Origin of the sequence: Pedobacter psychroterrae (genome assembly GCF_004331695.1) — a bacterium.
Lineage (GTDB): Bacteria > Bacteroidota > Bacteroidia > Sphingobacteriales > Sphingobacteriaceae > Pedobacter > Pedobacter psychroterrae.
Window position 1 is genome coordinate 1,366,341 of sequence record NZ_SJSL01000001.1, and the last position, 12,602, is coordinate 1,378,942.

Consider the following 12,602-nt stretch of genomic DNA (forward strand, 5'->3'; position numbering starts at 1 on the left):
TAATATTAAAAGCCTGCGTTTAAACTAAATGATACAGAACGGGCAAATGGATATTCTATACCACGTTCTCTGCGTACCGTTGAAAATCGGAAGATATCATTGGCATAGCCATTCATTCGCAATGAAGAAAGTCCTAGTTTTTTTAACCAGCCATTACTCTGGAAAGTATAGCCAAAACTGATCGACTCACCACTCAGCATGTTCTCCGTTTGTACAAAACGTGAAGATATCGGGGTTTCAGTGGTCAGGGAGATGGCTTTGAATTGAGAGATATCACCCGGTCTTTTCCAACGGTCATAAAGTGCCCGTTTATCCTGGTTATCTTCCAGCCCCTGCACATCGATATTTTCTACTTTATTATAAAGAGCAGAATTAAAAACGTCTCGGCCAAGGATATACCTGAGGTTAACGCCCATATTAAATCCTTTATAAACCAGCGTATTGCTAAAAACACCTTCTAGCTGAGGTTGTTCACTGCCTACCTTTACAATATCGTCTGTATTATAGGTAAAGGTGTATTGACCGTCACTTCTCAAAAATATTTCCTGCCCTGTTGAAGGATCAATTCCTTTAGACAGAACAGCCCAGATATCTTGCGGACCATACCCGTCTTTGTAACGAATTAATCCTTTGCTGTTTTGTTGAGCCGTATTTAAAGAGGCCAGCCTGTTGTTAAAGCCCCCATAGGTACTTTTATATGCTGTGCCTGTTAAACCCAGTGTCCAAATTACCCTATCTTCAGGTCTGTATAGCAGCGAATATTTAACTGTAGCTTCAAAACCTTTAGTATCCAGGTAGCCCGCATTCATCGGATATGCTTTAATTCCTGTTGAAGAAGGCAGGTCGACCGCCACCACCAAAGGATCGGTTTTCTTAGAATAGATGTTAACGTTTAAAGCCAGCTTATCCCCGAACATAACCAGATCAGTACCAAGATTGGTCTGTACTGAATTTTGCCATTTAAGATTTGGATTGCCCAATGAATTCAATGTGACGCCTTGGCCATATATATTAATGTAAGCGTCATACCCATAAGTTGAAATGGAAGAGACTGAAGCGAAGTTCTGATTACCCGTTTTACCGATGTTGGCCACCAGTCTGAAAGTACCTATCCAGTCTACACTTTCCATAAAATCTTCACGATGTACGTTCCATCCTATGCCACCACTTAAGTAGGGGGAGTATTTTTTGTTGGAACCAAAGGCTGTCGACCCATCATATCGGAATGAAAAATCAGCCAGGTATCTTCCATCATATGCATAGTTTGCAGAGGCCAGGATAGAATTAGTCCGGGCTGTACTAAGAGCCGTCGCCGGACGTGAATCTGGTTGATAGCTGTAGGCAAAACTTGGGTTACCATTACTGGACGCAGGAAAACCGACTACAGAAAAAGCTATGTTTTGGTTGTTGCTGTGCCTGATATCTGTCCTAAGGTTTGCAGTTAACGAGTGTACTTCGTTTAATACCTTACCATAAGTTAACATTGCATTCGCGTTATAACTGAAATTATCAGTTTTGCTATTATTGTAAGAGCCCTTTTCAAATATGCTGGCATTGTCAAATGAAGTATGAAGGGGGGACAGAAACTTAAGTCCTGTAGTAACACCTTTCTGCAACTGTACAGCACCCTGCAAGCGTAAATCCTGGCTAAGATCAACGATGATCTGGAGGTTGTTCTGGATAGCAAAATTTTTTGTGCTGTTTATGCTGTTCAATGCAGCATTATACAAAGGATTGGTTACTTTGTAAAGATTGATGAATGTATTGTCCCTGCTTTCTTCAAGATAACGGGCATCTGGATTGTCTTTTCTGTAATAAGGATTTGCATTTACAAAATTGGCAAAAGATCCATAAGGCGATTCGTCACCCTTATATCCATTGACATATAGCTGGTTGGATATATTAAATCTACCCCTTCTGTAAGTGAGGTCAACGTTTCCTGCCCAATCTTCTCTTCCGGAACCCTTCATTGTTCCTGAAGTTTTTTTGTAGGTAGCTCCTACACCGTAACGCAAGGACTGATCACCACCATCGGCATAAATGGAATGCCTTTGTGAAAACCCGGTCTGAACAGGCTCATTTAACCAATAAGTGTTTACACCTCTGCGTACTTCAGCCAAGCGTACATTGTAAATCGAATCCAGGTAAATCTGACCCTGGGGATATGAATTTGCCCCAAGAAAATAAGTGTATCTGCCAGATAGCCTCTCAAATTCCAGTTTCTCTTCGGCATTCATCATATTGTACCCACTCAGATCTGGTGCTTCTACGTTAAAGTCACTGCTGTAATTCAAACGCATCTGTCCCGGTTTCGGTTTAACCGTTTCAATAACCACTACGCCGTTAGAAGCCTTTGAGCCGTACATCGCAGTAGAAGCGGCATCCTTAAGAATCGTAACCGAACCGATTCTGTTTATGTTTAAATCAACAATGGTACGCAATGAGGTTTCAAATCCATCAAGGATAAACAAAGGTTGATTGGGATCAGAAGCAAACTGATCCTGTAATGTAGAAGATATACTGGTTTTACCACGTATTTCTATGTTTGGCAATTCGTTTGGATTAGAACCCAAACGATTGTTTTCTAATTGAAGAAAAGAGGGATCTAATGCACGTAGTCCCTGGATGAGATTCTGGTTTCCGACAGCTTTTAGTTGTTCGCCAGTATAGGAAGCTGTCGCACCTGTAAAGCTATTCTTGTTCCGTGTTATACCCGTACCGGTAATAACCACATCTTTCATAGCTGTTTCAGACATCTCCATTCTTACAATAAGTGGACCTTGGATGGATTTAAGCTTTACTTCCTGAGTCTTGTAGCCCACATAAGAAACCAGTAGTATATCATTTTCTGAATTTACAGTGATGCTAAACTTGCCATCGCTGTTGCTGACAATCAACCTGGACAGCGTCTGCTGACTGCTGTCTTTGATTCTGATCGTGGCACCTGGGATAGGTTTGCCCGATTCATCAACTATTGTCCCGGTGATATTGATATCCCGTGGGGCTAAAGTCCGTTCCGTCTGGTACCTTACGACGATTGTTTTCTGCTCAATCCGATATGACAATGGCTGATTTTTGAAACACAGGTCAAGTGCTTCCTCTACGGATACATCATTTACCACAATGGTGATAGGCCTGGCTTTATTTAGCATATCTGAATTATAAAAGAAATCATACCCAGTTTGCCTTTTGATTTTTTGAAGAACATTTTCAAGGCGCGCTGATTTCTCATTCAGTGTAATCTGGGCATAGCTGGTGGCGCTTACCTGCAGAATTACAGTCATCCATACGATTAAGGTGAGTTTCAATTTTAATATAATATTGGCATAAGCATTGCCTTCAAAGCGACGCTTAAATGTCATGTAAAAATTCATACATTTGATTGTTTGGGTTAGGGTCCAATGTTTAGTAAGTCGAATTATTAGAACAGCCTTCCCGGACAGTTACTCATAGAGTAAATCTAAATTCAGGGGCGTTGCAACCGCTCCTGAATTTTTTTGTTCCGGATTACTGCTTATTAAGTAAAAGTTATGGCATCACAGTAATCCTCCTTTCCTCAAACTTAAAGTGAATTGATTCAGTTAGTTCCATTATTTTAAGTACTTCTCTAATGTTCTTTCCCCTGGATACAGAACCGGCAAACTTTATTCTGGCAATTTCATCCGGACAAATCACCTCTACATCATACCATCTAGATATTTTACGCATGATACTCCCCAGTTCCTCGTTATTAAACACAAAAACATTCTTCGTCCAGGCTATGACATCTTCGGGGTAAACATCTGAGACCGATATAGAATTTTGTATTACTGTTGCTTGTTCACCTGGGCTTAGTATCACAGGGGTCTTACTACCCACATTTATGCGTACCTTACCTTCCAGTAAGGTAGTTTTAATATCCGCTTCGTCGGGATAGGCACTGATGTTGAAATGTGTACCAAGTACTTCTACACTCTGCAGATTTGAATACACGATAAATGGCATATCAGGTTTATGGGCTACTTCAAAATACGCTTCCCCAGTGAGTTCGACCGTACGTCTGGCGCCGGAGAACGAGGTAGGGTACTTTAAAGAAGATGCCGAGTTTAATACAATTGCTGTTCCGTCGGGCAAAATGACCCTGTACTGGCCCCCTCTTGGGGTGCTGATTGTGTTGTATTCAATCACCTTCTGATTATCAGTACCATGGGATACAGGTGATGGAATTACATGGTAAATCAATTGTCCGTCTTTTGTCTTTGAAATAACCACCCCAGATTGACTGGCAAGTTTTCCATTAACAGCATCAGTAAGGGAAATTTTAGATCCGTTAGCCAGTGTCAGTATTGCTTTATTGCTGCCGGGAACTATTTCGGCAACATTGTCCATCTTGCCTTCTTTTCCGGTATTTTTATATGGATAGTAGAAGAACATTCCAGCTGCTACAGCAATTACAATTGAGGCAGCCGCAGCAATATTTTTCCAAAGGTTAACGGTTTTTCTCCCATACATTTCATGCACAGGAAGCGTAGACCAGACCTTATTTTTTGCTTCTGTTAAATCAGATTCTGTTAAACCAATGCCTTTATCTTTAGCTTCAAGATACCAACTTTCCAGCAAGGCAATTTCCTCTTCAGTGCAAGAGCCGTTCTTATATCTATTCAGTAGTTCTTTTGCTTGTAGTTGTTTCATAGTCTAAAAGAGATTTCGCCCTTTAAATAATAGACGGGAAAGCACCAGGGTATGGGGTAGAGAAATTAAAGAAATTTTTAAATACAGATAAAAACCATTATTCCGAGCTTTCCACGCAGTATTTTTAGCGCATTGTTCACCTGTTTCCTTACCGTTTGTTCAGAAATGTTCAGCTGAACGGCAATTTCTTTATGGCTCATGCAATGTTTTCTGCTTAGCTCGAATACTTCCCGCATTTTAAGCGGCAGTTCAGAAACCCCCTTTTGTATTAGCTCCGCCAACTGGCGTTCCCGCACTAAATGATCGGTGATACAATACCCCTGATCAAGAAATCCCTGCAATGAATTAATATATTTAGATTCAACTTGTCTATGGGCTATTATATCCAGAATCCTGTTCCGTACTGAAGTATAAAGGTATGCTGCCAGGTCAGATTTAACAAGCAGGTCCTGTTTCTTATTCCAGATGGTCACAAAAAGCTCGTGTATTACATCTTGTGCCTCTTCCTTGTCATTTAAACGATTGGATGCGTGGATAAAAAGTTCTCCAAAGTAGCGGTTATAAATAACTGTATAGGCGGCTGCGTCACCTTCTTTTAACAGATCTGTTAATTCAAAATCAGAAAGCGATCCATAATCCAGCATTTCAAACTCTTTGTTCATTTATGAATAGACCCTATGATCAAAAGTAATTTAAATCAGCAAATATTCAATGGTAACTCATATCAGAAAATAAAAAAGTAATATAACGGAGTATTAGTGAACAAAGAACGGGATGTTTGCGGTAGCGACATGGTTGTGCCCGTCACTTACATAAACAAACAACCTGTAGGCTCCTAGTTTTGTTGGAACAGAAAGCATTGCATTGGTTAAAGAAGTGGCCACAACCATATCAGGTATGGCAACTGGTCTGCTTTCTCTGTCTCCACCCTGACCTAAATCTGTAGCTTCGGGTAATAATTCCCATCTCACCGTTAATTTGTCATTGTCGGGGTCTGAAGCTGATAATGCGATCAAATATTTTTCCTGAGGGTTGAGGTGGATAGAGCTGCGTGCACTTTTGCCGTCTATCTTAAGGGAAGTGATGCCGGGTGCCCGATTCTGAGGCCATTTGTTGCTCCACAGGTAATGCATGATGTCTACTACTTCTGAGGTTTCTCCTGCCTCTGTAAACAGCCCATACCAGGTAGGTGTCCTTTCCTGTTTTTGTCCCCAGAGAAATACATAGGAACCAAGACAATTTTTATCTTTCACTATTGAGGCCTCATATCGTGTTTTATAAACTTCAGCTTTTTCAGTGCTGGTTTCTTCTATTGGGGCACCCCAGGATGTTTTCGGGCATTCCCAATGCCCTGTTGGACCCCATTCCGTTACCAGATATGGGCCGTTCCATCCAGTAGTCTGCAATTGCTGAGGCACTTTTGCCAGTCCTCCGTATACCTGCACAGATATGAGGTCAAGTGCGGGGCACTTTGCTTTGATATGGTCAATTTCCTTTTGGTTGATGCCGGCCAGCATGGTAGTGGCAGGGTGGTTGGGGTCTTCCTTATGGATCATTTTGGCTATGTCATTTACAGCATCCCATACTTTTGTGTTTTTGTAATCCAGATTAAGTTCGTTGCCGATGCCCCAGGCTAGTAAGGCAGGGTGATCTTTGTATTTTTGCACCTGCTTGCGAAGCTTTTCCAGCTGATTTTTTACAGCAGTAGCATCATCATAATTAAAGCCATGACGTTCGCGGGAAACATCCAGGCCCATCGTAACCGTCAGACCGAGCTTATCTGCATTGTCTAAAACTGTTTCGGCGTTTCCTGTACTCCATGTTCTTATAGAATTTCCTCCAGCGGCTTTTAATTCTTCCAAACGGGCAGATCCTCCGGCCCCATTGACAAAATACGGCTTACCATTTCTTGTAAAGGTATAGCCTGAGCTGGTCTTTTTTATTTCAACTTTGATGGCTTTGCCAGTTTGCTGAGCATCTGTAGCCACATAATTGGTAATCAAAATAATAGCCGGCAAGCAAAATCTGAAGATTTGTATCATTAACTGAGTGATTGATAACGCTAAAATAAGATTTATTGCGGTCTCTGGGTGCTTTTGAATGATCTTTTTCGCTATGCGGTGTTTGCTAAGGCAATCTTTTATAATCGCTTAAAATAAAACAGATCATTTATCCATCAGTTCAATCCAGGTATTGACCATTTTTTCAATCAGTTCTTTATTTGTTGTTACATCTTCCATGGAATAAAACTTTGCGTACACCTTTCCCTTTGTGGCTTCTTCTAAAAAATCAGATTTGATATTGAGCAGCTCTCCTTTGTGAAAGATAAGTGCAACATAGTTCTTGATCCGGGGATTGAAGGTGGCGAGGTCTTCTTTGTAAAAAAAGCTGGGACCTCCCCATTTTACGTCTTCTTCCATTTTGGGATGGGCATTGACAATGATTGACCTGACTGCATCCATTTCTGCTTTTAGCGGGTGTTCAAGTTTAGACATAAAATCGTCTACTTTCTTTGTGTTGTTCATGTGTTTTGGTGTTTGTTGTTGTGAACAAATATGAAGATCTTTTTTTTGGTAAGGGAGGGGTGGAAATGACAAATTGATGGGGGGATTGCGGCTGGGTTGATGGATAGGAGATTCGTTCCGAGTTTCGAGAGACTGTCTGAATAGCGGTATAAATTGTTAGCTTAGTATTTGAAAATTAACCCGCTTACACAAACATGGTACGGACGAATAAAATCATAATGCTCTTTTTGCTCTTCTTGTCTTTTAATGGAATGGCACAGGAGTTTGACAGTACAGGTATATCCAGAGAAAGACTGAAATTCTATTTGAAGCGTGCAGTAACGATGGCTGAGTTTTTAACGGTAGATCCATATGGTAATGACGGTCCATATCCTTATAAAAAAGATGATGTAAGACTGATCCATAATATTGGCGCCAAATTTATTGGCCGTGCCATCTATCGATGGGGCAATGAAGCTACACTGGCAAAACCTGAATTTCTGAACAAAGCCCGTGATCTGATCAGGGAGGTACACAGCAAAGATCCGGAGGTGATCTTTCAGGCCGCTGTTTTTGAAGCTGTGAGCGGACAGGTAAATCAGCTGCCTGTGCCTGCATGGGCCTTTGCTGCTCTAGGAAGGCAGGCAGAAACAAGGAATTTTCGCTATGAAGATATGCTGGATATCAATGGTAAATTTGTAAACCAATGGGGTAAGGGAAGTAGTGTGCCTGATATTACCCGTCCCGAGGCGCAGCTTTGGCTGATGTATCTTTGCGGGGTATATATGAACCTGGGATGTGAGGCGCTGCACCTGGGACAAATAGGACTGATGGGAATGAATGATCCGGGACTGCGTGTATGGAATACATTTATCCACAAGGTTAGGGATTATGCAAGGCTCCATACGCCGCGAAATTGGGTATTGCTGGATGCCCATACGCCACAGGGAGGAATGGTGGTGGATGGTAAAAGTATGCTAGACTTCAATTCGTTTCCGCTCCGGATAAAAGAAATTCCTGCGAAGCCTATGGAAGGTGTATTGGAAGTGGGGTACCTGGATGCTATTTTTCAGCGAAGTATGGGCTGTATTACACCAAGTGGCTGGAAGTGTGCTGCACTGCCTTACCTGGTAGAATTTGATAATTTTGGTATTAGTCAGAAACCAGGTGTGGCAGACACGGCGTCACATTTTATCTGGGGCTATGATGAGATCAGCTGGTTTTATCTGCTGCCTGAAAAGAAAAGGAATGATTGGTTGCGCTATGCATATCATTGGGTTGCGGAAAATGACCGTACCGGATGGCTTCAAATGCCCATTTCCAGGATTGTAACGCTGGGAAATGGGATACATGGAACCCGCAACAGGGGCAATACGCGGTCTGCAGATTGCCCTGTGGGAATCAACGTGGAAAAAACGGTAAAGGCGCTTTGGAGAGAATAGATAGCGTTGTAAATGCTATTTAACGCGCTCTACATACTCTCCTGTACGGGTGTCTAATTTAATTTTATCACCTTGGTTGACAAATAACGGAACTTTTATCTCCACACCATTTTCTGTTGTAGCATATTTCAGGGCACCTGAAGAAGTATCGCCTTTAACGGCAGGCTCAGCATAGGTAATTTCCAGTTCTACAAAGTTGGGTGCCTGGGCCATAATGGGTTCTTCACTTTCGAAGGAAACGATTACATCCATTCCTTCTTTTAAGAATTTTGCAGCTGGCCCGAATAGTGATTTAGGAATATTGAACTGATCAAAAGTGACATTGTCCATGACCACGAAATAATCACCCTCTTCATATAAGTATTGGAAATCATTGGTTTCCACACGGCAAATCTCAATCTGCTCGTCTGTCCCTAAGCGGGCCTCTACGATTCTTCCGGTTTTAATATTACGAAATTTACCCAGATAGAAAGCCCCGCCTTTACCTGGTGTACGGTGTATGAGTTCTGTAACTGTCACCAGTTCACCATTGTACCGTAAAATATTCCCTACTTTAGCTTCAGATGTCTTTGCCATATATATAATTGTAAAATTTGAGCGCAAATATATATGCTTTTCGCATTTACCTGGCGTAATCAGACTAATATAGTTTCAGTCGCATAAATGCTGATCAGTAAATAGCATATTTTACCTAAGTTTGCAGCAATGAAATGGAGGAATGTTTTTCTTATCACAATCTTGATTTTTATTCTGGGCGGGGATACGGGAATGGCCCAGGTTGCGGCGCAATTGCCTGATACGGCCGCAAACCAAAAAACGTACAGAAATACCAGAATAGTAAGGGATTCTGCATATAGGGCCAGGCAAAAATTTGTAACAGATTCTATCATTTCGCATACCTGGCTTTTTCCAGACTCGATGATCAATAAGCACATGATCATGGATAGTATCATCAAGGCAAATGTTTACGGACGTTCTAACCTGATCAACAGGTATAAAGACTACAGTCATATAAAGAAAGGTAAATACAGGACAGGAGAACCTGTTCCAAAAGGGAATATCTGGGTGCCGGTTGTAGTTGGGCTACTGGTACTGCTTTTTGCAGTTTTGAAGATCTCGTTTGCCAAGCAGCTGCAAACAATTGTTCAATCTTTTTTTAGCAACAGGGTGCTGAATAATTTAAATAAGGAGGACAATCTATTCTCCTCCTGGCCATTTTTATTGTTGTTCGTACAGTTTGGGTTTACGGTAGGGATGTTTTTCTACCTGGTTTCGCAGTATTATCACATCTCATTTCCCGGTAGCGGATTTCAGTTTTATCTGGGGATTTCTGTGATCATTCTTGTTTTGTATATTTTTAAGATACTGCTCCTAAGATTGCTTGGACATCTTTTTAACATACAAAAACCGGTTAACGAATACGTTGTAATATTATATTTAAGTTATTTTAACTTGTCTTTATTGTTTATTCCGTTGGTGGTAGCTTTTGCATTGTCACCGCTGAAATACGCCATTTATTATATTGTGATCTCTTTTATTTTATTGGGCGTGATATTTGTGTTTCAATTCATCAGGGCAGGGCTGAATATTTTATCTCATAATCGATTTCCAAAAGTGTATTTGTTTTTGTACTTTTGTGCCCTCGAAATTTGCCCTATTTTGATATTAATCAAGGCAATAGGATTGTAAGGATAAACAAGTGGTAATAAGAAAAAATGCAAGAAAAGACAGAAGATAGGCTGCGTAAAGTGAAAAGTATACTGATCACTTTGCCAAAGCCTGAAACAGAGAAGTCTCCTTATTTTGATTTGGCTAAGAAATACAACCTTAAAATTGATTTTAGGTCGTTTATTCATGTGGACGGCGTGCCTGCACGTGATTTCCGGAAGGAGAAGGTAAACCTGGCGGATTTTACAGCAGTGGTCTTCACCAGTAGGAATGCCGTGGATCATTTTTTCAGGATCAGCGAGGAGATGAGGCATGATGTACCCGCCGATCTAAAATATTTTTGCATTTCTGAATCTACAGCGCTATATCTTCAAAAGTATATCCAGTACAGGAAACGTAAGATCTTTTTTGGAAAGCAAACTGCTGCCGACCTTGCCGAAGTAATGAAAAAGCATTCTGAAGAGAAATTCTTGTACCCTTGTTCTGATGTGGCGACGGAAGCTACCATGAACTTTTTGCAGAAGAATGGATACAATGTAACGCCGGCTGTCTTGTTTAAGACAGTGGTGAGTGATCTTTCAGATCTTGCGGAGGTGTTTTATGATGTTTTAGGATTCTTTAGTCCTTCCAGCATACAGTCTCTTTACATAAATTTCCCTGATTTTAAACAAAATAATACTAGGATTGCAACATTTGGAGTAAACACCTTTAAGGCGGTGGAAGATGTCGGGCTGATAGTAGATATTGCGGCACCTTCACCTGAAGCCCCTTCTATGATTATGGCGATAGAGAACTATATTAAGAAGTCTAATAAATAGCTTCTCTCTTGTTTTTTCTGGTGTACTGGCATATTTTTGGTTTTATTAATTGTATATCTCAATCATTTTCGATAAAATTGTTATAAAATTGCTTGACGATACTATGAAAAACGCTTACATATTTGTATTTCTTATTGTTACAATACTACTTTCAAGTTGCGGGAAAGGTGGTCAGGGTGAGCTTGTAGGGGTATATAACAGGAAATTCAAGAACAACAGGGTTCCATTGGGGATGGTATATATACCACCAGGGCGAACCCTGATTGGTATTTCTGATGAGGATATAAACAATTCTCAAAGTTCCCCTAGCAGCATGACTTCATTTAGTGCATTTTTTATGGACCAGACTGAGATTTCAAATGCTGAATACAGGCAGTTTGTAAATTGGGTAAGGGATTCAATAGCTGTGACACTTTTAGGACCCAGCGGTGCTCCAAACTTCTTTAAACCCTTGCCTCAGGGTGCTGCAGGTGCTGCCCCTATAGCAGGGACGCAGAATATAGACTGGAAGAAAGTAGGAAATGGGTCACTTTTGTGGAGCAACAAGACGAATGGGATGGGGGCTAAGCTGACAGATATGTATTACAGCGGTGCAGATGCCATTCCGGGAAGAAATGAAATTGATATCCGGAAATTAAGGTATGCCTATAGCTATGTAAATTCTGACCTTGCGGTGGAAGGAAGGAAAGATCCTTCAAAAAAGCGCCAGGACTTTATTGTTACCTATACCGACCTGCCTGACCCAACTAATCCAAATCATCATCCATCTATACCGGTTTATCCGGATACATTGGTATGGAAAGTAGATTATACTTATTCGCAGAATGATCCGATGGTAAAAACATATTTTAACCATCCTTCGTATGATAACTATCCTGTAGTAGGTGTGACATGGGAACAAGCTGCTGCATTTTGTGTATGGCGAACCAGATTTTATGAGTCTGTAGCAGTAGCCAGAAAACAACCATTAAATGCCAGACCTGAATATCAGTTGCCGAGTGATGCACAGTTTGAATATGCTGCAAGAGGAGGAAATGTAAAAACTAAATATCCATGGGGTGGGCCTTATATCAGGAATACCAAGGGTTGTATGCAGGCGAATTTTAAAGTGGGACGGGGGAATTATTCAGATGACGGCGGATTGTATACTGTAAATGTTAAGTCTTATTTCCCGAACGATTACGGACTTTATAACATGGCTGGAAATGTGGCCGAATGGACGATAACCTCATATAATCAGTCTGCTGCACCTATGCTTCTTGACTTTAACCCTAATTATACTTACGAAGCCAAAACTCAGGACAGCAAGTATAAAAAGCGTAAGGTGGTAAGGGGCGGATCATGGAAAGATATCGGGTTTTTCCTTCAGAATTCAGTAGGCACTTATGAGTATCAGGATCAACCAAGATCATACATTGGTTTCAGATGCGTTTCAGCATATCCGGGTACTGACATCACATATAGAAATTAATAACATATACCTAGAACCTTTACCTTAA

10 protein-coding genes are annotated in these 12,602 nt (G+C 41.0%); 4 read left to right on the forward strand and 6 right to left on the reverse strand.

Going from position 1 to position 12,602, the window contains the following annotated elements; genetic code table 11:
- Positions 1–5: 5 nt before the first annotated feature.
- The 5 genes from EZ437_RS05985 to EZ437_RS06005 form a co-directional block, all read right to left on the reverse strand.
- Positions 6–3,374 carry a SusC/RagA family TonB-linked outer membrane protein gene (locus EZ437_RS05985; protein ID WP_131594209.1) on the reverse strand — a complete coding sequence of 1,123 codons (3,369 nt, stop codon included), beginning with the start codon at positions 3,372–3,374 and terminating at the stop codon, positions 6–8.
- Between the two features lie 154 nt (positions 3,375–3,528).
- A complete protein-coding gene (locus EZ437_RS05990) occupies positions 3,529–4,671 on the reverse strand; it encodes a FecR family protein (RefSeq protein ID WP_131594211.1) in 1,143 nt (380 codons plus the stop codon).
- Between the two features lie 77 nt (positions 4,672–4,748).
- Entirely contained in the window at positions 4,749–5,333 is a 585-nt protein-coding gene (locus tag EZ437_RS05995) for an RNA polymerase sigma factor (protein WP_225869508.1), read from the reverse strand.
- A 93-nt stretch (positions 5,334–5,426) separates the two neighbouring features.
- Complete coding sequence (locus EZ437_RS06000; protein ID WP_131594214.1) at positions 5,427–6,713, reverse strand: glycoside hydrolase family 2 TIM barrel-domain containing protein; 1,287 nt, start codon at positions 6,711–6,713, stop codon at positions 5,427–5,429.
- Between the two features lie 123 nt (positions 6,714–6,836).
- Positions 6,837–7,196: a DUF1801 domain-containing protein gene (locus EZ437_RS06005; RefSeq protein WP_131594216.1), complete on the reverse strand. Its 360-nt coding sequence runs from the start codon at positions 7,194–7,196 to the stop codon at positions 6,837–6,839.
- Positions 7,197–7,390: 194 nt separating this feature from the next.
- On the opposite strand from EZ437_RS06005, the gene EZ437_RS06010 reads away from it, so the two are divergent.
- The gene (locus tag EZ437_RS06010; protein ID WP_205942652.1) at positions 7,391–8,617 is read left to right on the forward strand and encodes a hypothetical protein; all 1,227 of its coding nucleotides are present in this window, start codon (positions 7,391–7,393) and stop codon (positions 8,615–8,617) included.
- A 15-nt stretch (positions 8,618–8,632) separates the two neighbouring features.
- On the opposite strand, the gene efp is transcribed toward EZ437_RS06010, so the two are convergent.
- Entirely contained in the window at positions 8,633–9,193 is a 561-nt protein-coding gene (gene efp, locus EZ437_RS06015; protein WP_131594218.1) for an elongation factor P, read from the reverse strand.
- 129 nt (positions 9,194–9,322) lie between these two features.
- Here efp and EZ437_RS06020 point away from each other — a divergent pair, with 129 nt between their 5' ends.
- The 3 genes from EZ437_RS06020 to porK all read left to right on the forward strand — a co-directional run bounded on the left by EZ437_RS06020 (position 9,323) and on the right by porK (position 12,574).
- On the forward strand, positions 9,323–10,306 hold the full coding sequence (locus EZ437_RS06020) for a DUF4271 domain-containing protein (RefSeq protein ID WP_131594220.1): 984 nt from the start codon (positions 9,323–9,325) through the stop codon (positions 10,304–10,306).
- Positions 10,307–10,332: 26 nt separating this feature from the next.
- The gene (locus tag EZ437_RS06025) at positions 10,333–11,103 is read left to right on the forward strand and encodes a uroporphyrinogen-III synthase (RefSeq protein WP_131594223.1); all 771 of its coding nucleotides are present in this window, start codon (positions 10,333–10,335) and stop codon (positions 11,101–11,103) included.
- Between the two features lie 103 nt (positions 11,104–11,206).
- Positions 11,207–12,574: a T9SS ring complex lipoprotein PorK/GldK gene (porK, locus tag EZ437_RS06030; RefSeq protein WP_131594225.1), complete on the forward strand. Its 1,368-nt coding sequence runs from the start codon at positions 11,207–11,209 to the stop codon at positions 12,572–12,574.
- Positions 12,575–12,602 lie beyond the last annotated feature (28 nt).

Bases quoted from the DNA above. Each gene is read 5' to 3' on its own strand.
- efp (WP_131594218.1), bottom strand. From the start codon at position 9,193: ATGGCAAAGACATCTGAAGCTAAAGTAGGGAATATTTTACGGTACAAT.
- EZ437_RS06010 (WP_205942652.1), top strand. From the start codon at position 7,391: ATGGTACGGACGAATAAAATCATAATGCTCTTTTTGCTCTTCTTGTCT.
- EZ437_RS06025 (WP_131594223.1), top strand. From the start codon at position 10,333: ATGCAAGAAAAGACAGAAGATAGGCTGCGTAAAGTGAAAAGTATACTG.
- EZ437_RS06005 (WP_131594216.1), bottom strand. From the start codon at position 7,196: ATGAACAACACAAAGAAAGTAGACGATTTTATGTCTAAACTTGAACAC.
- EZ437_RS05990 (WP_131594211.1), bottom strand. From the start codon at position 4,671: ATGAAACAACTACAAGCAAAAGAACTACTGAATAGATATAAGAACGGC.
- EZ437_RS06000 (WP_131594214.1), bottom strand. From the start codon at position 6,713: ATGATACAAATCTTCAGATTTTGCTTGCCGGCTATTATTTTGATTACC.
- EZ437_RS05995 (WP_225869508.1), bottom strand. From the start codon at position 5,333: ATGAACAAAGAGTTTGAAATGCTGGATTATGGATCGCTTTCTGATTTT.
- porK (WP_131594225.1), top strand. From the start codon at position 11,207: ATGAAAAACGCTTACATATTTGTATTTCTTATTGTTACAATACTACTT.
- EZ437_RS05985 (WP_131594209.1), bottom strand. From the start codon at position 3,374: ATGAATTTTTACATGACATTTAAGCGTCGCTTTGAAGGCAATGCTTAT.
- EZ437_RS06020 (WP_131594220.1), top strand. From the start codon at position 9,323: ATGAAATGGAGGAATGTTTTTCTTATCACAATCTTGATTTTTATTCTG.